This is a genomic window from Providencia sp. PROV122, assembly GCF_028482365.1.
In the GTDB taxonomy this organism is placed as follows: domain Bacteria; phylum Pseudomonadota; class Gammaproteobacteria; order Enterobacterales; family Enterobacteriaceae; genus Providencia; species Providencia stuartii.
In genome coordinates this window covers 199,554-226,286 of sequence record NZ_JAMPQI010000006.1, presented here as the reverse complement: position 1 = coordinate 226,286, position 26,733 = coordinate 199,554, and the positions used below count along the sequence as shown (strand labels likewise).

Genomic DNA, 26,733 nt, shown 5'->3' with positions numbered 1-26,733 from the left:
CCCTTAATTAAACCAAAAGCAGCAGAGCAAGAATCAGCACTGCACCCAGCCCCAATGAGGCAACATACCAACGGACCTGACCGTTCTCACTAATTGCCAACCCTTTGTTTGCCCAACGAGACAAGCAGGCAGGTAGGTTCATCAATGAGTTCACAGGATCGCTTTCCAGTAGCCATGCAACACCCTTGAAAGGTTTTACAAAGACAACGTCATACAGCCAGTCGAATCCCCACGCATGATACCACCATGTTGAGAAGAAACGGCCTGGTGCACTTTTCGCGATAACTGTGGCGATAGAGCGTCTGTACAGATAAATGAATGCCACAATCAACAGTCCGATAACAGCAAGGCTACCTGAAAGCATCTCCAACTGTAGCTTACCAGCTTCATGCTCCAGTGGATTAACAGGGAATACGCCTTCTAACGGCTGGTGAATCTGCGCACCAATAAATGTCGCTAAAATTGCCAAAATGCCCAATGGTATGGAGTGAGTAAATCCTTTGACCTTGTGCGCTTTAATTTTCGCTTCGCCATGGAAGGCGATGAAAATCATACGGAAAGTATACATTGCTGTCAGTAGTGCACCGATGAGGCCAGCCCATAAGAGAACCGTTTGGCCATCCACTTCTGCACCCCACAAAATAGCGTCTTTACTGTAGAAACCGGCCGTGAATAGAGGTAGTGCAGCCAGTGCACTTCCGCCGATTAACATCACCGTATAGACGTATGGAATTTGCTTACGCAATCCACCCATTTTGAAAATATTTTGTTCGTGATGACAAGCAATGATCACCGAACCTGCTGACAAGAACAACAGTGCTTTAAAGAAGGCGTGCGTCATCAGGTGGAAAATAGCTGCATCCCACGCCTGAACACCTAGAGCCAAGAACATATAACCAATTTGGCTCATGGTTGAGTAGGCCAATACACGTTTGATATCGGTTTGAACCAATGCTGCACAGCCTGCTAACAACAGGGTGACACCGCCCACAATGCCGACCAGATGTAAGATTTCTGGTGCCATCAAGAACAATGCATGGGTACGAGCAACAAGATAAACACCCGCGGTTACCATGGTTGCTGCGTGGATCAGAGCAGAGACCGGAGTTGGACCCGCCATCGCATCGGCTAGCCATGTCTGGAGTGGTAATTGAGCAGATTTACCTACCGCACCACCTAAGATCATTAAGGTTGCCCATGTGATTGCACTGCCACCTTCTGCCATTTTTTGTGGTGCCATTACAGCCATTTCGCTGAAGTTCAAAGTACCGAGTTCATTCCACAGAATAAACATACCGATAGCTAAGAACACGTCACCAACACGCGTAATGAAGAAGGCTTTCATTGCCGCTTTGCCGTTATCTGGATTGGTGTAGTAGAAACCGATCAACAGGTAACTGCACAGCCCTACCCCTTCCCAACCGAGATACATCAGCATCATGTTATCGGCGAGTACTAAAACCACCATGCTCGCGATGAACAAGTTAGTGTAAGTAAAGAAGCGTGAATACCCTTCCTCATCACGCATATACCAAGAAGCATAAACGTGGATCAGGAAGCCAACGCCCGTTACAACACCTAACATCGTCAGTGAGAGGCCATCAAGGCGAATCGTAAACGGGATATTGAAATCTCCCACTGACATCCAAGTCCAAAGCAGATCGGTGTACGGAGGATATGCACCATTTGCAAGTACAGGTTGTTCTAAAAACTCAATACCCGCATACAATGCAACAACCGCTGCAAGGCCGACGACTCCAGCCCCAATAATAGCTGAAACATTTTCTGACCAACGACCGCGGGAAAATGCTAATAGCACTGACCCCAGAAGCGGAAACAGAATTGTTAAATAGAGTAAATTCATCCGCGCATCTCACTGACTTTATCAATATTCAGGTTCTGACGATGACGATGGAGTTGCAGTAACAACGCCAATCCAATACTCGCCTCCGCTGCAGCCAGTGCAATTGCCAGAATGTACATTATCTGGCCGTCTGGTTGCCCCCAAAAACTCCCAGCGACCACAAAAGCGAGCGCTGTTGAGTTAATCATGATTTCCAGTCCGATCAGCATGAAAAGCAAGTTGCGGCGGATAACAAGGCAGCTTAGCCCCATCACAAACAAAATAGCCGCTAAAATCAGACCATGTTGAAGAGGTATCATTATTGTTCCTCCGCTTTCGCTTTCGCATTGCTAACAAGATCAGCACTGTTTTCAGTACGGTCACGACCTACGTGGAACGCAACTACTAAGCCTGCTAGCAGTAACAATGATGCCAATTCAACCGCTAGGACATAAGGTCCAAACAAGCTAATTGCCACCTCTTTCGCACTAATCACCGTGCCAGTAATACCGTCTTGGTATGACAGGCTGGTAATGCCGTAAACCAGAAGTGCCAGCAATACTGCAGATAACAGTGCCGGCCCAATCCAGTTTTTCGGTGCCAGCCATTCACGCTCTTGCTCTTGAACAGAGCGCCCAAGGTTGAGCATCATCACCACGAAAACGAACAGTACCATGATGGCACCCGCGTATACGATGATCTCCAAAGCCCCCGCAAAGTATGCGCCGAGCGAGAAGAACACCATAGACAGTGCCAGCAGAGAAACAACCAGATACAACAACGCATGTACCGGGTTAGTATTGGTTATCACCCTCAAAGTCGCTAAAACAGCAACCAGACCGGCGATATAAAATGTAAATTCCATGAATATCGCTCCTTATGGCAACAGGTCTTTGACGTTAATTGGTTTGGCTTCGTTATCCGCTTCACCTTTGTCTTTACCTGCAATCGCCATACCCGATTTACGGTAAAAGTTATAATCAGGATATTTACCCGGACCTGAAATTAATAAGTGATCTTTTTCATAAACAAGATCTTGACGACGCCATTCACCCATTTCAAAGTCAGGTGTTAATTGGATTGCCGTTGTTGGGCAAGCCTCTTCACACAACCCACAGAAAATGCAGCGTGAGAAGTTAATGCGGAAAAATTCAGGATACCAACGCCCATCCTCATGCTCCGCTTTTTGCAGTGAGATACAGCCCACTGGGCAAGCAACCGCACATAAGTTACAGGCAACACAACGCTCTTCACCGTCTGGGTCACGGGTTAATACGATACGACCACGGTAACGGGGCGGCAGGTAAACTGGCTCTTCGGGATACATTTGCGTTTCACGTTTTTGGAACGCATGCAAACCGACCAACCAAATACTGCGTACTTGAGTGCCGAAACCGACCAATAAATCTTTCAATGTCATGGTTCAATCACCCCTTACTGAGCGTTGTATAAAATAACTGCTGCGGTACCCAGCAGGTTAAGCAGAGTCAGCGGCAGGCAGATTTTCCAACCGAAAGACATCACTTGGTCATAACGTGGGCGTGGTAAAGATGCACGGATCAGGATAAACATCATCATGAAGAAGGCAGTCTTAATCGCAAACCACAGGAATGACGGCAAGAAAGGTCCATGCCAGCCACCAAAGAACAGCGTTACAATCAAGGCAGAGACTGTAACAATACCGATATACTCACCAACGAAGAACAGGCCGAATTTCATACCTGAATATTCAACGTGGTAACCATCCGCAATCTCTTGTTCAGCTTCTGGTTGGTCAAACGGGTGACGGTGACATACCGCAACACCTGCAATCGCAAACGTCACAAAGCCAAAGAATTGAGGAATGATGTTCCACATACCTTTCTGAGCGTCCACAATATCAATCAAATTGAAAGAGCCTGCTTGAGCCACAACCCCCATCAATGAAAGACCTAAGAACACTTCGTAGCTCACCGTTTGTGCGGAGGCACGCATCGCACCTAGCAGTGAGTATTTGTTGTTACTTGACCAACCAGCAAACAGAACGGCATAAACCGCAAGACCTGCCATCATCAGGAAAAATAAGATCCCGATATTCAGGTCAGCGACATACCATGTTGGGCTGACAGGTACGATAGCAAAAGCGAGGAACAGCGAACAAAACGCAATCACAGGTGCTAACGTAAAGATTTTTTTGTCTGCAAACTGTGGGATCCAGTCTTCTTTGAACAACATTTTGAACATGTCGGCCATTAACTGCCCCATGCCGAATGGTCCAACGCGGTTAGGGCCATAACGATTTTGGAATAAACCGAGAATACGGCGTTCACCCAAACTCATGTATGCCCCACAGATCACAACAACCAATAGGATGACAATCGATTTAAGGACGGAAACCAAAATTTCCATCACTTCTGGGGATATCCAATCCATCATGCCCCCCTCCGCAGATTATTGACTGATACACCCGCCATGGCTGGTGCAATACCTGGCATACCCAATGGCAGACCGATTTGACCACTCGACAGATTTTTACTCACACGCACCGTCAGATTAAAGGTTTGTCCTTCATAACTGAACTCCGCTTGAGTACCTGCTGCAAGGCCAATCGCCGCGGCATCTTTTTCATTCAACATGATATAAGGTTCCGGCATGCGCTGCTGGATCACCTCAGAGCGTTGTGACATCTCATCACTGCCGAACAAGTGATAGTAAGGCGCAACCACCCATTGAGCTTCAGTCGCCTGATAAGCCGCTGGGATCTCCGTGAAATAACCCAGTTTACCTTCTGTTGAATTAAACAAACGAACGCCCGGATCACCAAAACGCAGATGGCCACCCACTTCACTTTGGAATTTGTTCCAAGCTTGTGGTGAGTTCCAACCTGGTGCCCATGCAAATGGAATTTGCTGACGTGGTGCCGTTGGGCTGTTGTTCCCTTCCATAGAGAACGCAAACGCCGTGTCTTTATCTTGCGGTTGGCGCTGTTCATGAACCGATTGATTCGCTAGCATCGCCGTACGCCCACTATAACGGTGTGGCTCACGAGCAAGTTTCTGACCACGAATACGGAAAGATGCTTTTGGTGCCGCATCGACAATACCTTCAAACTGAGGTAACGCAGCCACACAATCCGCAATAACATGATCAAGCTGAGACCAATCTGCATCACGTGCTTGCGCTTCTGTTTGCAGTGAATGCAACCAGCGCCAGCTTTCGTTCATGACGATAGATTTATCGTAGAAAGATGGGTCAAAGACTTGGAAGAAGCGTTGAGCGCGACCTTCTTGGTTGATCAAGGTTCCATCTGCTTCCGCAAAACTTGCCGCAGGTAATACCAAGGTGGCTTTATCCATAATGGCAGTATGTTGATGATCCGCCACAATGAGGTGCTTCAGTTTCGCCAATGCACTATCGACAGCGTTAACACTGCTATGACGGTAAAGGTCATTTTCCATCACAATAGCGACATCGACTTCATTTGCATTAATGCGCTCAAATGCACTATCCAACGGCTGTGCTTTCATCATTGCGAGACCAAAACTATTCGCGTGGGAAGCAAGGTAAGATAGCCCCACTTGAGCACCTTTTGCTTTGAGTGCAAACGCAACGTTAGCAGCCGCTTGGATCATCGCATCGCTTGCTGAGTGGCTACCACTGATAATCAATGGTTTTTTCGCACTGGCCAGCGCTTGAGCAATGGTTTCAACTTTAGCTCGTAAATCAGCAGGTAAATCTGTTACAGCCGGTGCATCACCATTAATCATGTTCGCAATAGCGAAACCAAAACGCGCTTGGTCTGCAACAGGAGCACGGTAGTTAAATGCCGCGATATCATCTAAACGCGTATCGTCAACGTTAGTGATAAACAGAGGGTATTTCGCGTGTTGGCCGATATTCATGATCGCCGCTATTTGCCAGTCTGCCACTTTTTGGGCCGCTGCCATTTCACGAGCTTTACCTTTAACGGCTTGGCGAACCGAGAGTGCCATACGAGCACCCGTCTGAGTTAAATCTTCACCCAGAACCAGTACTGCATCGTAATCTTCCACTTCGCGTAAGCTTGGTGTATAGATCCCCCCGTTTTGCAGAATGTTGTGCATCAATTCAAGGCGACGCTGTTCATCTGCCGAAACACCTGAGTAGAAGTTTTCCGCGCCAACTAATGCACGGAGTGCATAGTTACTTTCGACACTGGCACGTGGAGAGCCGATACCAATCACTTTTTTCGCTTGATTGATGATCTGTGCACCACTTTGCATCGCTTCAATGGCTGAAATCACTTGTTTCACGCCATCTTTATTTAGCAGTGGCTGGCGAGGTCTATCTTTACGGTTAACATAACCATAGCCAAAGCGCCCACGGTCACACAGGAAATAGTGGTTTACTGAGCCGTTGTAGCGGTTTTCAATACGGCGTAATTCACCATAACGTTCACCTGGGCTAGTGTTACAACCGATGCTGCACTGTTGGCAGATCCCCGGTGCAAACTGCATATCCCATTTACGGTTATAGCGTTCTGAATGTGTTTTATCGGTAAATACCCCCGTTGGACACACTTCAACTAAGTTACCGGAGAATTCACTCTCCAGAGTGCCATCTTCAGTACGACCGAAGTAGACATAGTTGTGTGCGCCATACACGCCTAAATCCGTACCATCTGCGTAATCTTTGTAATAACGCACACAACGATAGCAGGCAATACAGCGGTTCATTTCATGGTTAATGAAAGGCCCCAGATCCTGATTGATGTGAGTACGCTTGGTAAAACGGTATTTACGCATATTATGACCGGTCATTACCGTCATATCTTGTAAATGACAGTTGCCCCCTTCCTCACAGACTGGACAGTCGTGTGGGTGGTTGGTCATTAGCCATTCCACAACACTTTCACGGAATTGTTTGGCCTCTTCATCATCGATAGAGATGTAAGTCCCTTCCGTTGCCGGTGTCATACAAGACATCACGAGACGACCACGAGTGTCATCCGCGTTTTGATATTGCTTAACCGCACACTGGCGGCAAGCGCCAACGCTTCCCAGCGCCGGATGCCAGCAAAAATAAGGAATATCTAGCCCCAGAGAAAGGCAGGCTTGTAACAGGTTTTCAGACCCGTTTACATCATATTCTTTGCCGTCTACATATATTGTAGCCATAGTCAGCATGCTTCCCAAAGGCCCGCTCAACAGCAGGCGTTAATCAAAAATACGTTCTTCGTGAAAATCGATTTTTGCGGTTGCTCATTCGCAAAAATATTACCAACGCTGTTTTAATAGGTTGGGCTGGATACCGGCTATCTGAGCAATATTGCGCAGATCTTTTTGCGAGATACCCGCTTCGAATTCTTCACGGAAATATTTGATGGCGCTCTGTAATGGCTCTACCGCACCCGGTGCGTGAGCGCAGAAAGTTTTACCCGGACCTAAGAAACGGCAAAGTTGCTCTAATGTTTCAATATCGCCCGGCTGCCCTTCCCCTTTTTCTAACGCCTGCAAAATTTTCACGCTCCATGGCAAGCCATCACGGCAAGGCGTACACCAGCCACAGGATTCACGAGCGAAGAAAGTTTCAAGGTTACGAACCAGAGACACCATGTTGATTTCGTTATCCACGGCCATCGCTAACGCAGTACCTAAACGGCTCCCTGCTTTACCGATAGATTCAAAATCCATTGGTAAATCAAGATGATCGCCAGTTAAAAAGTCAGTACCCGCGCCGCCGGGTTGCCATGCTTTTAATGTCAGTCCATCACGCATCCCACCTGCATAATCTTCCAACACTTCGCGTGCTGTTGTGCCAAATGGCAATTCCCATAAGCCTGGATTTTTCACTCTGCCTGAAAAGCCCATCAGCTTGGTGCCCGCATCTTTACTCTTGCCAGCACTGAGGTTGATATACCATTGCTCACCATGCTCTAAGATGGCAGGAACGTTACAGATAGTTTCAACGTTGTTTACGCAAGTAGGTTTCCCCCATGCACCTGACGTTGCAGGGAATGGTGGTTTTGAACGTGGGTTCGCGCGACGCCCTTCAAGGGAGTTAATTAATGCCGTTTCTTCACCACAGATATAACGACCAGCACCGGTATGCACGAACAGTTCAAAGTCAAAGCCTGAACCTAAAATATTTTTACCGAGTAACCCAGCCGCTTTCGCTTCTTCGATGGCACGACGTAGGTGTTTGGCCGCCTCAACATATTCACCGCGTAGGAAGATATAACCACGATAAGCTTTTAGCGCATAAGCCCCGATGATCATGCCTTCAACTAAAAGGTGAGGCAGTTGCTCCATCAAAAGACGGTCTTTATAGGTGCCTGGCTCCATTTCATCCGCATTACATAAAAAGTAACGCAGTTTCATGTTTTCGTCTTTTGGCATCAGGCTCCATTTCAGACCAGTGGAGAAACCTGCACCGCCGCGGCCTTTTAGCCCAGCGTCTTTGACAAGGCTAACCACCTCGTCGGGTGCCATGCCCTTAAGTGCACGTTCAACACCTTTATATCCATTCTTACTACGATACTCATCCAGCCAAACAGGTTGTTTGTCATCACGCAAACGCCATGTCAACGGATGTGTTTCCGCAGTACGGATCACTTGTTTAAAGGAGTTTGTCATGGATACTGCTCCAGTAACTTTTTAATATCTTCAGGCTGTACGTAGCTGTGAGTGTCCTCATCAATCATCATAGTAGGACCCTTATCACAGTTACCCAAACAACAGGTTGGTAGCAGCGTAAAGCGGCCATCTGCCGTTGTTTGCCCTGGACGAATATTTAACTGATTGATAATTTCAGCTTCTAATCCTTGGTATCCCGTAATATGGCAAACCACACTATCGCAATAACGAATAATGTGGCGTCCTACAGGTTGACGGAAGATTTGGCTATAGAATGTCGCCACACCTTCGACATCACTCGCGGGGATACCTAGTACTTCGGCAATCGCGTAAATAGCACCGTCTTCAACCCAGCCACGGTTTTTTTGCACAATTTTTAGTGCTTCAATTGAGGCAGCACGCGGGTCTTCATAGTGGTGTTTTTCACCTTCGATTTCAGCACGCTCGGCTTCCGTTAAAACGAAACCGTGCTGTGTTTCTTGCGGTTCAAAAACATTTACGCCATCAAGACTGGTCTGCTTATTATGTTCATTATGCATGGTTAGCGATCCACATCCGACATTACAAAATCGATACTACCCAGATAGACAATCAAGTCGGAAACCAGACTACCTTTGATCACCGCTGGAATTTGCTGCAAATGCGCATAGCTCGGTGTACGAATACGAGTACGGTAGCTCATTGTGCTGCCATCACTCGTTAGGTAGTAACTGTTAATCCCTTTAGTTGCTTCGATCATCTGGAATGATTCATTCGCAGGCATAACTGGACCCCAAAACACTTGTAAGAAGTGGTTGATCAGGGTTTCAATATGCTGCAACGTCCGCTCTTTCGGTGGCGGCGTCGTCAATGGGTGATCGGCTTTGAAAGGCCCTTCTGGCATATTCTTCAAACATTGTTCAAGAATACGCATACTTTGGCGGATCTCTTCCACTTTGATCATCACACGGTCATAACAGTCACCGTTGTGAGCAATAGGAATATCAAACTCAAAGTTTTCGTAGCCTGAATACGGACGCCATTTACGCACGTCAAAATCAAGACCTGTCGCACGTAAACCAGCACCAGTAACCCCCCAAGCCAAGGCTTCTTCTTTTGTATAAGCAGCAACCCCGATTGAACGGCCTTTCAAAATGGTGTTTTTCAGTGCTGTCGTGACATAAGAGTCGAGGCGTTTTGGCAGCCAATCTAATAATTCACGTAGTAATTTATCCCAACCGCGTGGTAGGTCATGCGCAACACCACCGATACGGAACCAAGCTGGGTGCATACGGAAACCGGTAATGGCTTCAACGACGTTGTAAACTTTTTGGCGGTCTGTAAACGCAAAAAACACAGGGGTCATTGCGCCGGAGTCTTGAATATAGGTACTGATATAGAGTAAATGGCTGTTAATGCGGAACAGCTCAGATAGCATCACTCGGATCGTTTTCACGCGATCAGGAACTTCAATGCCCGCTAGCTTTTCAACGGCTAACACATAAGGCATTTCATTCACACAACCGCCAAGGTATTCAATACGGTCAGTATAAGGAATGTAGCTATGCCAAGACTGACGCTCACCCATTTTTTCAGCACCACGATGGTGGTAACCGATATCTGGTACGCAGTTTACGATTTCTTCACCATCTAGCTGCAACACAATACGGAAGGCACCGTGTGAAGAGGGATGGTTAGGTCCTAAGTTAAGGAACATGAAGTCTTCGTTTTCATTACCACGCGCCATGCCCCACTCTTCTGGTTTGAAAGTTAGTGCTTCCATTTCCAGATCTTGTTTTTGCTTAGTTAGCTCAAATGGGTCAAATTCTGTAGCGCGCGCTGGGTAGTCTTTACGTAATGGGTGACCTTCCCAGCTTGGTGACATTAGCAGGCGGCGTAAGTTTGGGTGACCTTGGAAGGTAATACCAAACATATCCCACACTTCTCGCTCGTACCAGTTAGCATTTGGGAACAGTGACACGATAGAAGGTACATTCAGGTCTTTCTCATTTAATGCGACCTTCAACATGATATCGCGGTTGCGATCAATCGAGATGAGGTGATAGAAAACACTAAAGTCTGCCTCTGGCAAACCTTGTCTATGTATTCTCTGACGCTCATCCACCCCATGCAAGTCAAATAACATGACATAAGGTTTTGGCAATTTTTTCAAAAAGTCTACGACTTCCAGTAACTGCTCACGTCTTACCCAAATAACTGGCATTCCAGTACGGGTAGCTTGAACAGAAAAGGCATCCGGGCCAAATTGGTTGCGCAGTTCCAGAAGCACAGGATCATTTAAATGTTCCTGTGTCTGCCATCCTGGCAGGGTACTCTCTTGCGCTATCTGATCTGTCATCATTCTTCACCATAACGCTTGATCAGGTTTATCATTTCGCAACACATTGCTCTGTTACGCTGTATGGCTTTAAGCCTTAAATTTCGTCTGGGGTTCGCAAGTTAGTCACTGCGATACGTTCACCGTGCTTTCTTTCTCTTTCTGATTGCATATTGGCACGATAAACCCCCTGATCACCAACAACCCACGATAGCGGACGACGCTCTTTACCGATGGATTCCTGTAACAGAAGCAGAGCTTGCATATAAGCTTCAGGACGTGGTGGGCAACCGGGAATATAAACATCCACAGGAATAAATTTATCTACACCTTGGACGACAGAATAAATGTCATACATACCGCCAGAGTTAGCACATGAACCCATGGAGATGACCCATTTTGGTTCAAGCATCTGGTCATAGAGACGTTGAATGACGGGAGCCATTTTCGTAAAGCAGGTTCCTGCAACGACCATAAAGTCTGCTTGACGAGGTGAAGCACGGAGAACCTCTGCCCCAAAGCGGGCTACGTCATGAACTGCTGTGAACGACGTCACCATTTCAACATAGCAACATGAGAGACCAAAGTTATATGGCCAAAGAGAATTTTTGCGTCCCCAGTTAACGACATCGTGTAAGGCATGAGAAAGTTTTCCCATGTAAACACTGTTTTTAACTTGCTGCTCAAGTGGATCGGTAACGATTTCTTGAGTTTGCAGGGGATAACGGTCGTTCTCACCGTTCGGATCTATGCGGGTGAGCGTATAATCCATTGTATAATGCCTCGCTTGTTACTGCGGATGACGATTGCTGATTTTAATAACTTCACTAGGACCTTTAACTGCGCGACGTGAACGGACAGGAGTCCAATCCAATGCACCAACGCGAACCAGATAAAACAGTCCAGCCAACAATACCAAAATGAAAATTGCTGCTTCGATAAAGCCTAACCAACCGACTTCACGGACGGCTACAGCCCATGCAAACAGGAACATGGCTTCCACATCGAAGACAACGAAGAACATGGCAACCAAGTAGAATTTCGCCGACATCCGAAGACGGGCACTCCCTACTGAATCAATACCTGATTCATAAGGTACGTGTTTTGTTCTGGCTTTGGCACGGCTGCCGAGGAAATGACCAGCGACCAACATAAACGAACAAAGGGCGATGGCGCCGACAAAGAATATCGCAAAGGCCCAGTTATGGGCTAACGCTAGGATAGATTCAGACATACTCGTTGCTTACTCATTACACATGGTGCGTGAATCTGCTCTTAACGGCAGTATTACACCATAATTGCCCAGTTAACCGAGAAGAAAGACCAAAAATCATCACCAAACATAAAAAAGCAGTCTGAAGACCGTGTTTGGTTTGTCCTCTCTCCGACTATTTATTTTGCTCAACTTAAGCAAAATAACCCGTACTTGCTACAATTCGTTGACCTACCAAAAACAAGATTGCAACAAAAAGTACTCAAAATCAGCTAAAACGTGTCAGTGTGTAAATACACACAATAAACGCAATGACTAGTCTAACTGATTATTCGCTTTTACTACACTATTATCTCAGGAAAAACCTGTCTTACCAGATGAAAACTTGCTCTTTTTATTTGATCTAGCGCACAGTTTTATTGAAAATTTGCTCATACTGTTTACAGAATATTCAAATTTAGTCTAAGTCACATTAACTGTTTTTTATTCACTAAATCAAGTAACTGTCTGACTAAGCAGTCCTATTTTATCAATTCAGCAAAATATGATTGTTAACAAGATAACAATTTTGTAACTAAAAAATGAAATTCATGTTCTGCCATCTACATCACAATTATTTCACGTAATATTATTTTAAACCATACTTATTAAGTGGTTACTTTGTCCTTTTTTGCCCCGTTTTGCTCAAAAAAAAACCGCGAAGTTATCGCGGTTTTTTCCATTGAGTTTGTACTAATCAATTAATAATCATCAAATAATTATTGGTGCTTAAAATGACCCTTCACTTTCGTTAACAATGACATCGTCACTGGTAGGTGCAACAGCATAAGGGATCTTTTTGTTTTCAATTGCACTAAATACTGTTAACACTGAATCCTTTTGTTCATCAGCATTTTTATACAGCCAATATTGGATATCAGGCAAACGAGGCAGACCATCCGTTTCATTTAAAATGCGCAGATCCGCATTTTGCATTTCCATCGGTCGCGCTGTCACGCCGACTTCTGCATTTACAGCCGCTCTGACAGCAGGAAGTGATGCTGCTTCATACGCAATATGCCATGCAAGCCCCGCATTATCTAAAGCATCAGTACTCAGTTTGCGGTATGGGTTTGTTTCATCCATAACTACTAATGGAATCGGCTCATTAGCGCGCAACTGGAAATCAGGGGCACTGTGCCATAACACCGGTACTGTTCTTAATGCTGTTTTTGGATGATGGCTAATACGCGCCGTCGTCAAAGCTAAATCAATCTCATGATTATCTAGCATTGACTCAATAAATTGTGCGCGTTTGATCCTGACTTCAACAGCAAGACGCGGGAAAATAGACGCAATACGGTTGAGTAAAAATGGGAGTAAGATATCAACCGTATCATCGGATGCACCTATTCTCAATTCACCTTCAGCGTCGTTATAAGTCAATGATGCTGTTGCGTCATCATTTGCACGCAAAATTTGTCTTGCGTAGCCGAGTAATTGTAAACCATGTGCGGTGAGTAATTTATTCCTCCCGTGGCGAGCAAATAACTCACGACCGACTAATTGTTCTAAGCGTTGCATTTGCTGACTGACAGCAGACTGGGTTCGACATACTGCAGCAGCAGCGGCAGCAAATGTATTTAGATCGGCAACTGCGACAAATGTCCTCAGTAGGTCCAGATCAAGGTTCATTATTGGACGATTGGAATTTATCATCTTTAATTCTCTTATATAATTTTATGTTACCTGGTGTTCCTGCTCTCCTCCTTGAGATCAGCTTGTTTAATTACTGAAATAACTTGCTTGATGCTTATCTAATCCTTAGACTCACATTTATTACACTTTATCCGAGTGGGACAATCTTAAAATGAACGTTCCACCGAACGACAAAGAAGCATGTTAACCAATCGATTTAATTTAAATCGTAAAAACAACCTTCTTATTTGCCGTCCTCTAAATACTAACATATTTAATGTAATTGCAATTATTTTAATGTAAATGCCTTTAAACATGTACTCACGCCCTAACTCAAACGTTTATTTTTCAGTTAGTTATAGTTTTATCATTCATTTTTATTCATTATTTTCTCACTAGAACAATCAATATTACTAACAAAAAGAGCTAATTTCTGTTGAAATTCCACGGAAATTTATGAATTTTTATTTCTATACATCCAATTTCGTCATCAATCTTACAATTTGATACAATCTTTTTGTTTCTAGCCATTATTTGTCCATAATTTCTATTTTTTCCTCCAAAACAGCCAGAATTGACAACAGATAACTTCAAATTAATTAATATTATTGGCATCTACATTCAACTTAAGTGGCATGTTTAGTTATCAACAGTCACATCACAGCATAAACCAACCTTTTTCACCAAAAATTATCTCCTATCTTCAAAAGCTTCCGTGGTAAGAGTAGAGTAGTAACAGATAAGCCGGAATCCCCCTACTTAAGTCTTCCCAAATAGGGTAATGAGAGAACGAATGAATAACATTAAAAAATCTAACAAGCTTGATAATGTCTGTTACGACATTCGCGGGCCTGTATTAAAAGAAGCAAAGCGCTTAGAAGAAGAAGGTAACAAAGTCCTCAAGCTAAATATCGGTAATCCGGCACCGTTTGGCTTCGAAGCCCCAGATGAAATTCTGGTCGATGTATTGCGTAATCTACCGAGCTCGCAAGGTTATTGTGATTCAAAAGGATTATATTCCGCACGTAAAGCCATTGTTCAGCACTATCAGGCTCGCAATATTCGTGAAATGACGGTTGAAGACGTTTATATTGGTAATGGTGTTTCTGAACTGATTGTGCAAGCAATGCAAGCGCTGCTCAATAATGGTGATGAGATGCTAGTACCTGCCCCTGATTACCCGTTGTGGACTGCGGCAGTTTCTTTATCCGGTGGTAATGCAGTTCATTATATGTGTGATGAACAGCAAGGTTGGATGCCTGATATTGATGATATTCGTAAAAAAGTTACGCCTCGCACTCGCGGAATTGTCATCATTAACCCAAATAACCCAACCGGCGCGGTTTACAGTAAAGAGTTATTGTTAGAAATCGTTGAGCTTGCACGCCAACACAACCTTATTATTTTTGCCGATGAGATTTACGATAAAATCCTGTATGACGGTGCCGTGCATCACTCAATTGCGGCATTAGCGCCAGATTTACTGACCGTCACTTTTAACGGATTGTCAAAAACCTATCGTGTGGCAGGTTTCCGCCAAGGTTGGATGGTATTAAACGGGCCGAAACAACAAGCTAAGAGCTATATTGAAGGTCTCGAAATGTTAGCATCAATGCGCCTGTGTGCTAACGTTCCTATGCAGCATGCTATCCAAACAGCGCTCGGCGGCTATCAAAGCATCAGCGAATTTATTCAACCCGGTGGTAGGTTATATGAGCAACGTGAACGTGCTTGGCAATTAATTAACCAAATCCCAGGGGTTTCTTGTGTAAAACCACAAGGCGCGCTGTATATGTTCCCTAAAATCGATATTAAGCGTTTCAATATCCATGATGACCAGAAAATGATCCTTGATTTATTACTACAAGAAAAAGTGCTTCTTGTACAAGGTACTGCATTTAACTGGCCAGAGCCGGATCACTTCCGCATCGTGACCCTGCCTTATGCAGATGATCTTGAAATGGCAATTAATAAATTTGGTCGTTTTATCGAAAATTATCGCCAATAATGCTTCATTAATCGTTAAGACAGAAACACTCCCTCAAAAAAGGGAGTGTTTTTTATGAATCGTCTGTTACGGCTTAACATTTATTACTTTTCCAATTTAAGCTAGAAAATAAAAAAGCCCTGCTGTCTTATTGAGACAATAGAGCTAAGCATTCATCAAACACAATAGACGGCCTATCACCTCTTTATTGAACAACGTTTTGTTAATACTCTTAAAAAGATGATTCAGACTTATTTATTATCGTTTATCAATAATCATATAATAGAAATAAAATAAACTGCTGCTAAAAAGAATAGCAATAATATAATTGGAAAGTATTTCATATTATCCCCTACCATTATTTATTAAGAATGTTATTCCTGATTATAGATTTTTATCACCGCAGATCAAACAATAATTAAAAACAAATAAAACAACAATAAAAGAACATCATAAACAGACGTTCTATAAAAGTATATTGGCCTAATAAAATTAAAGCTACTATCTTATTATGATAGCATTATCTCTTCTCTTTTAAATTAGCTTTACTAGGCTCTTAGTAGTTTAGTTTTGCAACCACTTGAGTGAGAAAATGCAATATACATGGTTCTTGCATCACCATTAACACCAACAATAACTGTTGGGTCATCATCTTCAGTAATAGAACAGTAAAAATTATTTTTTGTAATAAATCTTTCTCCTCGCTCTGTTATTATTTCTAGTCGCCAATAATCTTCATAGCCAGAATACTCAAATGAACCTGCTTTTTTTATAATCTTCCCATGCTCAATATTATAAGGTGTCATATCTGTTGGCTTACCATGAGCGGCCGTATGATGTAATCTGACATATTTTAATTTTTCATGCCAAAAATTTTCAAATGTAATAAACCCCAAATTCCAAGGCATAAACCCTCCATATAGTTTCTCATGCTATCAATAGAAATAAATTTAATTAATGCTGTTTTACAGCAGATATAAAATAAATGAATGATTAGCGATATAAAATCACTTAAATTATTAATTTACTTCTATTTTAATTTCCTTAACCTTTGACAAACCAATATCTATTTTAAATAGACTATAATATAATCGTTTCTTTGCCCATTTAATGAGGTTTTATGAGCTACTTTTTTGCCCACCTTGCACGAATGAAACTCATCTATCGCTGGCCGCTAATGCGTAATGTCCGTACTGAGAATGTCTCAGAGCATAGCTTACAAGTTGCCATGGTCGCTCACGCGCTGGCGATTATCAAAAACCGCAAATTCGGTGGTCACGTTAACGCTGAACGCATTGCTTTATTAGCAATGTACCATGATGCCAGTGAAGTGATTACGGGTGACCTTCCCACCCCGATTAAGTATCACAATTCACAGATTGCGCATGAATATAAAAAGATAGAACAATTTGCCCAGCAAAAATTGCTAGATATGCTTCCAGAAGAGCTACAAGAGGATTTCAAGCCACTTCTCATTGAAGAGTTGCAATCGGATGAAGAGCACAGCATTGTTAAACAGGCTGACTCGCTGTGCGCTTATTTAAAATGTTTAGAAGAGTTATCTGCCGGAAATAGTGAATTTAAATTAGCCAAAAAACGCCTTGAAAAAATCCTTGCTGAGCGACAAAGCCCCGAGATGGATTATTTTATCGAGATTTTTGTACCTGGTTTTAAACTATCTCTTGATGAAATTAGCCATTAATCTTCAAAACTGGAATGGTACTTTTCATTCCAGTTTAATCAATAACACTCACTCTCATTCTTTTAATACTGTCGGGAAATCGATATTCAGTCGTCTTGAATCACCATTAATACCTAATATAACTTTTCCATGATCACTCTCTATGAGAACAATAGAAATTGTTTTTTGTTTGCTATTTTTTTGCCACTTTTAATCATGTATTTTACAGGCCAATTATCATAAGCGTTAATCTGAAGTCGGCTTAAGCCGATCTCAAGTTATTTAAGCTATTAACGGTTACGTTTTTTAATGAATACAAAAAGAAGTAGAAGCCCTCTGATAAAGGGCTTCATTCTCATTAGAAAGGAAAAAGAATAGGTACTAATAATACGCTTATAATCATCACGATGATGGTAAATGGCACACCAATTTTGACAAAATCACCAAACTTATAGCCCCCAGGGCCTAGCACTAATGTGTTCACTGGTGACGAGACTGGCGTCATAAATGCCGCAGAAGCTGCAATCCCAACAATCATCGCAAACGGTAATGGTGAAACCTCCATCTGACGTGCCGCAGCAATCGCGATAGGCGCCATTAAAACGGCCGTAGCGGTATTAGAAATAAATAAACCTATTGTGGCACAAAGTATAAATAGACATAGCAGCATGACATGTGGCCCCAAATTACCCGCAACCTCCATGAGGGCATCAACCGCCAATGAGATCCCGCCCGTTTTTTGAAGCGCCAATGCAAACGGCATCATCCCAACAATTAAAATGATACTGGGCCAGTGAATAGACTTATAGGCGCTCTCCATATCAATGCAACGGAATTTCCCCATTAATAAACACGCAATCAACGCTGCAACAAAGTTAGGAATTTCATTTGTTACCATCATAGCGACCATCAATGCCAGACAAAACAGCGCATGAGGAGCTTGTGAGGCGGCTGGAGCGACTGCCTCTACTTCAGCAGCAAGGTTTAACACAATAAAATTGCGCGGTTTTGTCGACAAAATGCGGATCAGTTTCCAATCCCCAATGACCAAGAGAATATCACCGAGCCTCAATGGTTCATCAACTAATTTACCATCCATGGCCTTGCCATCTCTGCGGATCCCCACAACATTTAGGCCATAACGAGTACGAAACTTAATATCGCGAAGACTTTTACCCAATAATTCAGAATCTGGGTTCATAGACACTTCCGCCATACCAACATCTCGAGATTGATCAGAAAAATAGTCACCGCGTAAAATCATCGGTTCCAGTTTCTGTTCAAAACAGAATTGGCGTAACTCATCATCACTGACAGAAATATCTACCAGCAATACATCTTGCTCTCTAAGTTCTGTTCCCCCTGTTGCACTGACCATAACACGGCGAAATTTCCGCCAGCGCTCAATGCCTACCACGTTAGCTTCATAGCGAGAGCGTAAATGCAATTCATCAAGGGAATGACCAATTAATGGCGAGCCTTTACGGATGGCAAGACGGCGCGCTCTACCGGTTAATTTATAGTCACGAATGAGGTCACGAAAAGTACGTTGATAACGTTCGGGGAGCTTATCGGGTTCACTACTTCCTAACCAGCGGCGGGCAAGCCACATATAGGCGATACCCGCCAATAAAATCACAATACCAATTGGTGTAATGGAGAAGAATTGAAACCCTTTGATGCCTTCCCTGACCAATTCACTATTGACTACCATGTTCGGTGGTGTCGCAACTAATGTCATCATGCCACTAATTAAGCCCGCAAAGCCTAATGGCATCATCATGCGACCTGGAGAGATTTTCATGCGGGCGGCAACACTCAGTACAACAGGGATGAAAATAGCAACCACCCCTGTAGAACTCATAAAAGCGCCTAGCCCAGCAACCGTTAGCATTAAAAATACTAACATCTTGCTTTCACTACTACCTGCAACACGAACCAGCCAATCGCCCATTTGATAGGCGATCCCTGTTCGAACCAAGCCATCACCAATCACAAATAACGCCGCTATCAATAATACGTTAGGATCGGCGAAACCCGCAGTGGCTTGCTCTAAAGTTAAAGTATCACTTAGAACAAATGCAACGATAACCAATAACGCGACCACATCCATCCGAATTTTGTTTGTGGTAAACAGTACGATAGCTATCAGTAGCAGGGTTAACACCCACAGTAATTCTCCGTTCAAAGCATCCCCTTTCGACGAAAAAAACAGTGCTAATCAATTCCTTTAGTTAACCATGTTTAGCGGAGAATTTCTTTGATTAATTCGGTATTAAACATTTTTTGATACAGATAGTGTGAAAACACCATTTTTGTCTGGGCCAGATACCGAAATTTGCGTTAATGAACTGATTATTGCATGAATTTGTTCTCTTCTTGGCATACTCTCTGGGGCATGAACAGCGACCACTTGGCAGCCTGCATCAAGGGCTGAGTGAATGCCTGCTTGTGCATCTTCAAATGCAATACACGCTTGTGGATCTAAATTTAGGCATTTTGCCCCTAATAGGAAAGGTTCAGGATCAGGCTTACCTTTTGTCACTTTTTCAAATGTGACCCAATGTTTGGGTTCAGGTAATCCTGCTGCTTGTTGACGACCATGCGCTATCGGTACGGTTCCTGAGGTTACGATAGCCCAAGGCACCCCTAACTCCTCTAAACGGGTGAGCAGTGCTACGGCGCCTGATAACGCAATAACACCTTCAGTGTCGGAAGCTTCCATTTCTTCTAACCAGCGAAAACGAGCATTAATTTCGTCTTCACTGGCATCAGGCATAAAGTGGCGTAAACTGGTTAGCGCAGGTTTCCCATGGATAAAACGAATGATTTCTTCTGGCGCTACCCCTATCTCTTTACCAAATAAGCACCAGCAGCGCTCAACAACAGCTAATGAATCGACAAGTGTACCATCAAGATCAAATAGTAAACCTTTTGCTTTTAACTCCACTTTTACCCCTTACAAACGCATTATGCGTTAATAATTTGACTAATCTCTACCGCAGATAGGTGGTATTGGCGAGGACATGCACGCCAGATCCCCAGCATCCGCACATATTTATCCCACATTGGTGTTTGTGAGTTGAAACCATGAGTTCCGCTATCGAAATGCGTATAGCGACCTTCCGTATTAACCATAAAGCGAACATAACTCAAATAACGCGCCTCTGTTGCTGCATCAAAACCTAAAAATTGTACTCGACGCGCGTCAATGCCTTGTGGGTCACTCATATTGCCATATGAGACCTGTAAAGCATGATACATTTCCATAATATCAATGACGGTACGGCAAGTGCTTTCACTTAATTCACCAAAATCTCTATCAAGCTCACGCATTTGCAAACCAAAACCCCGCTCTACAATCGTTTGTAGACGGCGATAACGATCCGCATTTTCAGGATCGAGCATAGTCATCATTTTATATTGGTTAGATAAAATTAGGCGTTGTGCGTTGGTCATTTCCATCATGCTTCTCCTCGGAAAATTTTTAGCTCATCTTCGCATTCAAATTTCATGATGGACAGTGAAAACATCACTTTTATTGATCTAGACAGGCTTTTTGCGTTACTTGTTGTTAAATCGGACTTTTAATTTAAATATCGTCCATAAATGACTTATCTAATTGTTTAAATGCTCGTTGTAACAATTGTGCTAATGCCAAGTAATCAGGCTGCCCTTCTACAGGTGCCATCGCAATCCCTGCTTGTACAAATTTTTCTCGAATTTCGTAGAACCAACTCAACAAACTGGCGGGAAGTGGAGTCGATGCTCTTTTACCAAGCCACCACAAACCCTGCATCGGTAAACTGCAAGCAAATAGTGCTGTTGCAACCGCAGGACCGAGGTCTCCCCCTAGTGCGATTTGCCAAGTCAGTGTAAAGATAGCAATAGGCGGCATATAGCGAATACCAAACCGAGTCGCCTTGATCATGCGCAATTCAGGGAAGATTGGGGTTAACTTTTTCTCCATAGGAAACGTTTTTAGGTACAGGTTCCCCAACCTAAATCGTTTAAAAAAACCCGATGGTGAGTTTTGTAATGTACTCATACATTCCTTCCTATGACTCGCAAACCTATATAAAGAAATAACACATTTAATACTTACCTTACGCCATTTTAACAGCAATGCCTATGAATAAGCACAAATAGATAATTTTCAATTATTGCCGCACTAATCTGATCATTTTTGGCGAAATCAGCTATCCTGATTGATAGGTAAATTTGCATAAAATGCGTATTTTTTACGGTGCTTATGATTTTAATCAATCAAACCGGCCATTTCTAAAAAAAACATACAAAATATAAAATAATTTTAGTAGAATTGGCCGCATTTAGCATCGCTGTAGAAGTCTGTTAATTCATGCTTGGTTTCAATTGTTCTACAGCTTTGATATATATTGGGGTTTTTGCGTGTTATTTCAACGCCAGTCATTAAGTTCACTCATCATGCGCTTAATGCAATTAAAAACACGGCTTTTTTAACCCTTTATTAGGCACCGATACATGTAGTTTTGACATTATCATTGATATCAATCATGAAATATCAGGTGTCAAATGCGCTAGTCTCTAGCGATACCATACTTTTTACAAAGTCTTTTTATGCTTTTGCAACTTAAAGGCTTCACAACAACAATTAACGATAGGTATTTCCATGTCAAGTAAGCTGGTACTGGTACTAAACTGCGGTAGCTCCTCACTGAAATTCGCCATCATCGATCCAACCAATGGCGATGAATATTTATCTGGATTAGCTGAATGCTTTAATCTGCCTGAAGCTCGTATTAAGTGGAAAATGGACGGCGCTAAGCATGAAGCTGAATTAGGTGCAGGCGCGGCACACAGTGAAGCACTGAACTTCATTGTTAACACTATTCTTGCAGCAAAACCTGAGTTGTCTGCTCAAATTTCTTCTATTGGTCACCGTATTGTTCATGGTGGCGAGAAATTCACCTCATCTGTTTTGATCAATGACGACGTCGTTGAAGGCATTAAAGCAGCAGTGCCATTTGCACCTTTGCATAATCCAGCTCACTTGATTGGTATCGAGGAAGCGAGAAAGGCATTCCCTCATTTAGTACACAAAAACGTAGCGGTTTTCGACACTGCGTTCCATCAAACTATGCCTGAAGAAGCTTACCTATATGCACTACCATATGAATTATATGAAGAGCATGGTATCCGTCGTTATGGCGCTCACGGAACTAGCCACTACTATGTCTCCCGTGAAGCGGCGAAAAAATTGAATAAACCGGTTGAAGAGCTTAACGTTATTACCTGCCATTTAGGTAATGGTGGCTCGGTGACGGCGGTTGTTAACGGTCAATGTGTTGACACCTCTATGGGTCTGACACCATTAGAAGGCTTAGTCATGGGAACGCGTAGTGGTGATATCGACCCTGCGATCATTTTCCATCTACATGACTCACTCGGCATGAGCGTTGAGCAGATCAACAAGTTGCTAACAAAAGAGTCTGGCCTTCTCGGCTTAACCGGTGTGACTAGTGACTGCCGTTATGTTGAAGATAACTATGCAACCAAAGCCGACGCTAAACGCGCTATGGACGTTTTCTGCCATCGCTTAGCGAAATATGTCGGTGCATACTGTGCATTGATGGAAGGCCGTCTTGATGCCATTATCTTTACTGGCGGTATCGGCGAAAACTCTGCGCAAGTACGTGAGTTAACGCTGAAGAAACTGGCCCTACTTGGCTTCGAGTGCGACCATGAGCGCAACTTAGCTGCACGTTTCGGTAAAGAAGGCTTAATCACCACAGATAACAGCCGCCCAGCGCTGGTTATCCCAACTAACGAAGAGTTAGTGATTGCTCAAGATTCAGCACGCTTAACCGCTTAAGATTCTCTACCGCCAGCCTAACCCGCTGGCGGTACTACTTTATGATACTGTTTTATTAGAGTAACCGATTAAAGAGGTTCCCGTGTCTCGTACAATTATGTTAATTCCTACCGGCACTAGCGTTGGTTTGACCAGCGTCAGCTTAGGTGTCGTTCGTTCAATGGAACAAAAAGGTGTCCAGTTGAGCGTATTTAAACCTATCGCTCAGCCACGTATTTCCGGTAGTAAAGATCAAACCACTGAAGTTTTACGCTCTCATTCAAGTCTCACCACTATCGTCGAACCATTAAAAATGGAATATGTAGAGTCATTACTGACCTCTTCAAAAAAAGACGTGCTTATGGAAGAGATTGTTGCCCGTTATCATGAGCAAACTAAAAATGCTGAAGTGGTATTAATCGAAGGTTTAGTGCCAACGCGTAAGCACTCTTTTGCACAGTCTCTGAACTATGACATCGCAAAAACCTTAGGTGCAGAAATTGTGTTTGTCACCGCACCGGGTAACAGCAATATAACTCAAATGAAAGAGCGCCTTGAGTTAGTACGTAACGAATTCGGCGGCCAACGCAATAAAAATATTATCGGGGTTATCGTCAATAAAGTGAATGCCCCTGTTGATGAGCAAGGTCGTACTCGCCCTGACCTCTCTGAAATCTTTGATGATTCGACCAAAGCAACCATTGCGAATATCACAGCAAAAGATTTAGAGTGCCTAAGTCTACCGGTTCTAGCATCAATCCCTTGGAACTTTGACCTGATTGCAACGCGTGCCATCGACATGGCAAGACACTTGAATGCCGACGTTGTTAATGAAGGTGAAATCAATACTCGCCGCGTGAAATCAGTGACTTTTTGTGCTCGTAGTATTCCTCATATGCTTGAGCATTTCCGCCCGGGTTCACTCTTAGTGACTTCGGCAGACCGCCCAGATGTATTAGTTTCTGCGTCTCTTGCGGCAATGAATGGCGTTGAAATTGGTGCAATCCTGCTAACTGGCGGCTACCAAATCGACGAGCCTATTCGCCAACTCTGTGAACAAGCTTTTGAAACAGGTCTACCTGTATTTATGGTGAAAAGCAATACATGGCAAACTTCACTGAATCTACAAAGTTTCAGCTTAGAAGTGCCTGCGGATGACCATGAACGTATTGAAAAAATTCAAAACTACGTTGCTCGTCATATTAGCAGTGAATGGATTGAATCACTCGTGGCTGATTCTGAGCGTCCTAACCGCCTATCACCACCTGCTTTCCGTTATCAATTAACTGAACTAGCACGTAAAGCCGGTAAGCGTATTGTTTTACCAGAAGGTGATGAGCCACGTACGGTTAAGGCTGCCTCTATCTGTGCGGAGCGTGGTATTGCAACTTGCGTACTATTAGGTAATCCAGAAGATATTCGCCGCGTCGCTGCTGCGCAAGGTATTGAGCTTGGTACAGGCATCGAAATCGTTGATCCTGTGAAGGTACGCGAAGATTATGTTGCTCGCCTAGTTGAGCTACGCAAAAACAAAGGCATGACCGAAGTTGTTGCTCGTGAGCAACTTGAAGACAATGTTGTTTTGGGTACATTAATGCTCGAAAAAGGTGAAGTTGATGGTCTCGTATCCGGTGCCGTCCACACCACAGCAAATACTATCCGTCCACCTCTGCAATTGATCAAAACAGCGCCGGGTAGCTCATTAGTCTCTTCTGTCTTCTTTATGCTACTCCCTGAGCAAGTCTTCGTTTATGGTGACTGCGCGATCAACCCAGACCCAACCGCAGAGCAACTGTCAGAGATTGCTATCCAATCAGCAGATTCCGCGAAAGCCTTTGGTATCGAACCTCGTGTTGCAATGATCTCCTACTCTACTGGTAATTCAGGTGCAGGAAGTGACGTTGAGAAAGTGCGTGAAGCAACTCGTTTAGCACAAGAAAAACGTCCAGACTTAATGATTGATGGTCCATTGCAGTATGATGCGGCTGTAATGGCGGATGTCGCGAAATCAAAAGCACCAAACTCACCTGTTGCAGGTAAAGCTACCGTGTTTATTTTCCCTGACTTGAACACGGGTAACACGACTTATAAAGCGGTTCAGCGTTCAGCCGACCTCGTTTCTATTGGTCCAATGCTGCAAGGTATGCGTAAACCGGTTAACGACCTATCACGTGGTGCATTGGTCGATGATATTGTTTACACCGTTGCTCTGACAGCGATCCAAGCCGTACAAAATGAAAATGCCTAATATAAATTATTAGCATTTTGTCTTAATTAAAAAGCCAACTGAACAAAAACGGTTGGCTTTGTTTTATCTAACAAAAATACGCGAGACGCTTTTCCTCATCTCCTCTTAACTGCTGAAAATTGCAAGATTAATTACCATTAATAGTAATAATAAAGGAACATTTAAAATATAATTAAGCGCGGAGATGAGCATGCTAGATGCTTTTAAATATTCAGTAAAATTTGAGCAAGTTGATATTATCAACCATTTTAAAAACACCTCAAAAAATAATTGGGGTAGATAATATGAAAAGTTTACAAGATGGGATCTGTTATGGGCTAACTAACTCTTTTTTATATTATGCTCATGCAAACCAAGAAGAGATCTATGTCACTGAGACATATAACGCTTATAAAAACATAAAAAAAATAAAGTTGGTTGATTTTTTAAAAGACACCTATCATTATAAAGCCTTTAAAAAACATAGTGAGGCCTTGTTAAATCAGAATTTCAATAAAGCTAGGAACATTCAAAATCATCATCACATGATTTATTTTTTAAGAGATATACTGAATAAATTCAATAAAATAAAAAAAGAATATAATGAAGATGACTGTGATTACATAAATAGGTTATTTCAAAAAAACACGTTATCAATTAAAGAGGATGAAAAACATTTATATCTAGAGCTACACGAGTTTATCAATAAAGTTTACCATGATGCACTTAATCCTCCTCTTAAATTAGAAAAAAACCGTTATAATAACTTAGTTAGTGATGTCTCTTCAAAATGTTTTCAGAATGAAAGCGAAATAGACTCACTGCGCTTTCCACTATTTTTCTCTTTAGTGAAAGATTATTATTTAGAGCTTACAAAAGAAAGATTAACACAGCTTGAAAATATACAAAATATACATTATGACTCAATTACATCTATTGATTTCGATATCACCTTTACATCCAAAGAATTAAAAGCACACATTTAAGATTGCTTAATAAAGAAAAAGGATATTATTGGTAACCTGTGCAGTCAAACGCACTCAATGGGAATTGTCGTTAAATATAGAAATGGTAAACCTATTTTTGAATTTTTCGAACCGAATAAAGGACTATTTAAAACAACCGATAAAAGTCATTTTTTTAACTTCTTAGATGCTCTGTTTAATGATAAGTCATATAAGTTTGAAATGAGAGCCAAAACTGAAGAAAAAACTGTCAGTTTGTCTAGCTCACTGGCTGCAAATCAAACATTCAATTATATCCAAGCACCAAGAATAGATGAGCGCTTGGTAAACCAAGATGCAAAAGCATTAAGAATGAAAAGTAGCAAATTAAAACATCACAGAAAAACAATTTAACTTA

General features: G+C 42.9%; 23 protein-coding genes. 6 read left to right on the top strand and 17 right to left on the bottom strand.

The window, feature by feature from the left end; all coding sequences use genetic code 11:
• Positions 1 to 7 precede the first annotated feature (7 nt).
• From nuoL to PSE69_RS05875, 12 genes are all read right to left on the bottom strand, one after another.
• Positions 8 to 1,864 (bottom strand): NADH-quinone oxidoreductase subunit L, encoded by a 1,857-nt coding sequence (gene nuoL / locus PSE69_RS05930; protein ID WP_121875165.1) that lies wholly within the window; start codon positions 1,862 to 1,864, stop codon positions 8 to 10.
• Positions 1,861 to 2,163 carry an NADH-quinone oxidoreductase subunit NuoK gene (gene nuoK / locus PSE69_RS05925; RefSeq protein ID WP_004921109.1) on the bottom strand — a complete coding sequence of 101 codons (303 nt, stop codon included), beginning with the start codon at positions 2,161 to 2,163 and terminating at the stop codon, positions 1,861 to 1,863. Before nuoK ends, nuoL begins: the two co-directional genes overlap by 4 nt.
• Positions 2,163 to 2,708, bottom strand: coding sequence for an NADH-quinone oxidoreductase subunit J (gene nuoJ / locus PSE69_RS05920; protein ID WP_004921110.1), 546 nt, complete (start codon positions 2,706 to 2,708; stop codon positions 2,163 to 2,165). The genes nuoK and nuoJ overlap by 1 nt, the downstream gene beginning before the upstream one ends.
• Positions 2,709 to 2,720: 12 nt before the next feature.
• Positions 2,721 to 3,263, bottom strand: coding sequence for an NADH-quinone oxidoreductase subunit NuoI (gene nuoI / locus PSE69_RS05915; protein ID WP_004921112.1), 543 nt, complete (start codon positions 3,261 to 3,263; stop codon positions 2,721 to 2,723).
• Between the two features lie 14 nt (positions 3,264 to 3,277).
• Positions 3,278 to 4,255, bottom strand: coding sequence for an NADH-quinone oxidoreductase subunit NuoH (gene nuoH, locus PSE69_RS05910; protein ID WP_014656260.1), 978 nt, complete (start codon positions 4,253 to 4,255; stop codon positions 3,278 to 3,280).
• Positions 4,255 to 6,987: an NADH-quinone oxidoreductase subunit NuoG gene (gene nuoG, locus PSE69_RS05905; RefSeq protein WP_071821155.1), complete on the bottom strand. Its 2,733-nt coding sequence runs from the start codon at positions 6,985 to 6,987 to the stop codon at positions 4,255 to 4,257. The genes nuoH and nuoG overlap by 1 nt, the downstream gene beginning before the upstream one ends.
• A 90-nt stretch (positions 6,988 to 7,077) precedes the next feature.
• Positions 7,078 to 8,436: an NADH-quinone oxidoreductase subunit NuoF gene (nuoF, locus tag PSE69_RS05900; protein WP_004921121.1), complete on the bottom strand. Its 1,359-nt coding sequence runs from the start codon at positions 8,434 to 8,436 to the stop codon at positions 7,078 to 7,080.
• Positions 8,433 to 8,975, bottom strand: coding sequence for an NADH-quinone oxidoreductase subunit NuoE (gene nuoE / locus PSE69_RS05895; RefSeq protein WP_004921124.1), 543 nt, complete (start codon positions 8,973 to 8,975; stop codon positions 8,433 to 8,435). The genes nuoF and nuoE overlap by 4 nt, the downstream gene beginning before the upstream one ends.
• A gap of 2 nt (positions 8,976 to 8,977) precedes the next feature.
• Positions 8,978 to 10,777 carry an NADH-quinone oxidoreductase subunit C/D gene (gene nuoC, locus PSE69_RS05890; RefSeq protein ID WP_272675153.1) on the bottom strand — a complete coding sequence of 600 codons (1,800 nt, stop codon included), beginning with the start codon at positions 10,775 to 10,777 and terminating at the stop codon, positions 8,978 to 8,980.
• Between the two features lie 73 nt (positions 10,778 to 10,850).
• Positions 10,851 to 11,525, bottom strand: a complete 675-nt coding sequence (locus PSE69_RS05885; protein WP_004921127.1) for a NuoB/complex I 20 kDa subunit family protein — start codon at positions 11,523 to 11,525, stop codon at positions 10,851 to 10,853.
• An 18-nt stretch (positions 11,526 to 11,543) separates the two neighbouring features.
• Positions 11,544 to 11,987: an NADH-quinone oxidoreductase subunit A gene (locus PSE69_RS05880; RefSeq protein ID WP_014656263.1), complete on the bottom strand. Its 444-nt coding sequence runs from the start codon at positions 11,985 to 11,987 to the stop codon at positions 11,544 to 11,546.
• A gap of 747 nt (positions 11,988 to 12,734) precedes the next feature.
• Positions 12,735 to 13,664, bottom strand: a complete 930-nt coding sequence (locus tag PSE69_RS05875) for a LysR family transcriptional regulator (protein ID WP_014656264.1) — start codon at positions 13,662 to 13,664, stop codon at positions 12,735 to 12,737.
• A 772-nt stretch (positions 13,665 to 14,436) separates the two neighbouring features.
• Between PSE69_RS05875 and PSE69_RS05870 the strand changes: the two genes are divergently transcribed.
• Positions 14,437 to 15,651 carry a pyridoxal phosphate-dependent aminotransferase gene (locus PSE69_RS05870; RefSeq protein ID WP_014656265.1) on the top strand — a complete coding sequence of 405 codons (1,215 nt, stop codon included), beginning with the start codon at positions 14,437 to 14,439 and terminating at the stop codon, positions 15,649 to 15,651.
• A 527-nt stretch (positions 15,652 to 16,178) separates the two neighbouring features.
• Here PSE69_RS05870 and PSE69_RS05865 read toward each other — a convergent pair.
• Positions 16,179 to 16,538, bottom strand: a complete 360-nt coding sequence (locus PSE69_RS05865; RefSeq protein WP_121875358.1) for a hypothetical protein — start codon at positions 16,536 to 16,538, stop codon at positions 16,179 to 16,181.
• 212 nt (positions 16,539 to 16,750) lie between these two features.
• Between PSE69_RS05865 and yfbR the strand changes: the two genes are divergently transcribed.
• Entirely contained in the window at positions 16,751 to 17,332 is a 582-nt protein-coding gene (gene yfbR, locus PSE69_RS05860) for a 5'-deoxynucleotidase (RefSeq protein ID WP_014656266.1), read from the top strand.
• A 337-nt stretch (positions 17,333 to 17,669) separates the two neighbouring features.
• On the opposite strand, the gene PSE69_RS05855 is transcribed toward yfbR, so the two are convergent.
• From PSE69_RS05855 to yfbV, 4 genes are all read right to left on the bottom strand, one after another.
• Positions 17,670 to 19,499, bottom strand: a complete 1,830-nt coding sequence (locus PSE69_RS05855; protein ID WP_121875314.1) for an SLC13 family permease — start codon at positions 19,497 to 19,499, stop codon at positions 17,670 to 17,672.
• 87 nt (positions 19,500 to 19,586) lie between these two features.
• Complete coding sequence (locus PSE69_RS05850) at positions 19,587 to 20,261, bottom strand: sugar phosphatase (RefSeq protein WP_014656268.1); 675 nt, start codon at positions 20,259 to 20,261, stop codon at positions 19,587 to 19,589.
• Positions 20,262 to 20,281: 20 nt separating this feature from the next.
• Entirely contained in the window at positions 20,282 to 20,776 is a 495-nt protein-coding gene (locus PSE69_RS05845; protein ID WP_014656269.1) for a YfbU family protein, read from the bottom strand.
• Between the two features lie 127 nt (positions 20,777 to 20,903).
• The gene (gene yfbV, locus PSE69_RS05840) at positions 20,904 to 21,359 is read right to left on the bottom strand and encodes a terminus macrodomain insulation protein YfbV (protein ID WP_004921149.1); all 456 of its coding nucleotides are present in this window, start codon (positions 21,357 to 21,359) and stop codon (positions 20,904 to 20,906) included.
• A gap of 603 nt (positions 21,360 to 21,962) precedes the next feature.
• Here yfbV and ackA point away from each other — a divergent pair.
• The 4 genes from ackA (at position 21,963) to PSE69_RS05820 (ending at position 26,729) form a co-directional block, all read left to right on the top strand.
• Positions 21,963 to 23,165 carry an acetate kinase gene (ackA, locus tag PSE69_RS05835; RefSeq protein WP_004921151.1) on the top strand — a complete coding sequence of 401 codons (1,203 nt, stop codon included), beginning with the start codon at positions 21,963 to 21,965 and terminating at the stop codon, positions 23,163 to 23,165.
• Positions 23,166 to 23,247: 82 nt separating this feature from the next.
• Entirely contained in the window at positions 23,248 to 25,392 is a 2,145-nt protein-coding gene (gene pta, locus PSE69_RS05830; protein ID WP_014656270.1) for a phosphate acetyltransferase, read from the top strand.
• Positions 25,393 to 25,676: 284 nt separating this feature from the next.
• Positions 25,677 to 26,357: a hypothetical protein gene (locus tag PSE69_RS05825; protein WP_147441386.1), complete on the top strand. Its 681-nt coding sequence runs from the start codon at positions 25,677 to 25,679 to the stop codon at positions 26,355 to 26,357.
• A 57-nt stretch (positions 26,358 to 26,414) separates the two neighbouring features.
• Positions 26,415 to 26,729, top strand: coding sequence for a hypothetical protein (locus PSE69_RS05820; RefSeq protein WP_154610222.1), 315 nt, complete (start codon positions 26,415 to 26,417; stop codon positions 26,727 to 26,729).
• Positions 26,730 to 26,733 lie beyond the last annotated feature (4 nt).

Bases quoted from the DNA above. Each gene is read 5' to 3' on its own strand.
- nuoJ (WP_004921110.1), bottom strand. From the start codon at position 2,708: ATGGAATTTACATTTTATATCGCCGGTCTGGTTGCTGTTTTAGCGACT.
- nuoF (WP_004921121.1), bottom strand. From the start codon at position 8,436: ATGACAAACTCCTTTAAACAAGTGATCCGTACTGCGGAAACACATCCG.
- yfbR (WP_014656266.1), top strand. From the start codon at position 16,751: ATGAGCTACTTTTTTGCCCACCTTGCACGAATGAAACTCATCTATCGC.
- yfbV (WP_004921149.1), bottom strand. From the start codon at position 21,359: ATGAGTACATTACAAAACTCACCATCGGGTTTTTTTAAACGATTTAGG.
- nuoG (WP_071821155.1), bottom strand. From the start codon at position 6,987: ATGCTGACTATGGCTACAATATATGTAGACGGCAAAGAATATGATGTA.
- nuoH (WP_014656260.1), bottom strand. From the start codon at position 4,255: ATGGATTGGATATCCCCAGAAGTGATGGAAATTTTGGTTTCCGTCCTT.
- PSE69_RS05880 (WP_014656263.1), bottom strand. From the start codon at position 11,987: ATGTCTGAATCTATCCTAGCGTTAGCCCATAACTGGGCCTTTGCGATA.
- nuoI (WP_004921112.1), bottom strand. From the start codon at position 3,263: ATGACATTGAAAGATTTATTGGTCGGTTTCGGCACTCAAGTACGCAGT.
- PSE69_RS05820 (WP_154610222.1), top strand. From the start codon at position 26,415: ATGGGAATTGTCGTTAAATATAGAAATGGTAAACCTATTTTTGAATTT.
- nuoC (WP_272675153.1), bottom strand. From the start codon at position 10,777: ATGATGACAGATCAGATAGCGCAAGAGAGTACCCTGCCAGGATGGCAG.
- nuoE (WP_004921124.1), bottom strand. From the start codon at position 8,975: ATGCATAATGAACATAATAAGCAGACCAGTCTTGATGGCGTAAATGTT.
- ackA (WP_004921151.1), top strand. From the start codon at position 21,963: ATGTCAAGTAAGCTGGTACTGGTACTAAACTGCGGTAGCTCCTCACTG.
- PSE69_RS05845 (WP_014656269.1), bottom strand. From the start codon at position 20,776: ATGGAAATGACCAACGCACAACGCCTAATTTTATCTAACCAATATAAA.
- nuoL (WP_121875165.1), bottom strand. From the start codon at position 1,864: ATGAATTTACTCTATTTAACAATTCTGTTTCCGCTTCTGGGGTCAGTG.
- PSE69_RS05875 (WP_014656264.1), bottom strand. From the start codon at position 13,664: ATGATAAATTCCAATCGTCCAATAATGAACCTTGATCTGGACCTACTG.
- PSE69_RS05865 (WP_121875358.1), bottom strand. From the start codon at position 16,538: ATGCCTTGGAATTTGGGGTTTATTACATTTGAAAATTTTTGGCATGAA.
- PSE69_RS05825 (WP_147441386.1), top strand. From the start codon at position 25,677: ATGAAAAGTTTACAAGATGGGATCTGTTATGGGCTAACTAACTCTTTT.
- nuoK (WP_004921109.1), bottom strand. From the start codon at position 2,163: ATGATACCTCTTCAACATGGTCTGATTTTAGCGGCTATTTTGTTTGTG.
- PSE69_RS05885 (WP_004921127.1), bottom strand. From the start codon at position 11,525: ATGGATTATACGCTCACCCGCATAGATCCGAACGGTGAGAACGACCGT.
- PSE69_RS05870 (WP_014656265.1), top strand. From the start codon at position 14,437: ATGAATAACATTAAAAAATCTAACAAGCTTGATAATGTCTGTTACGAC.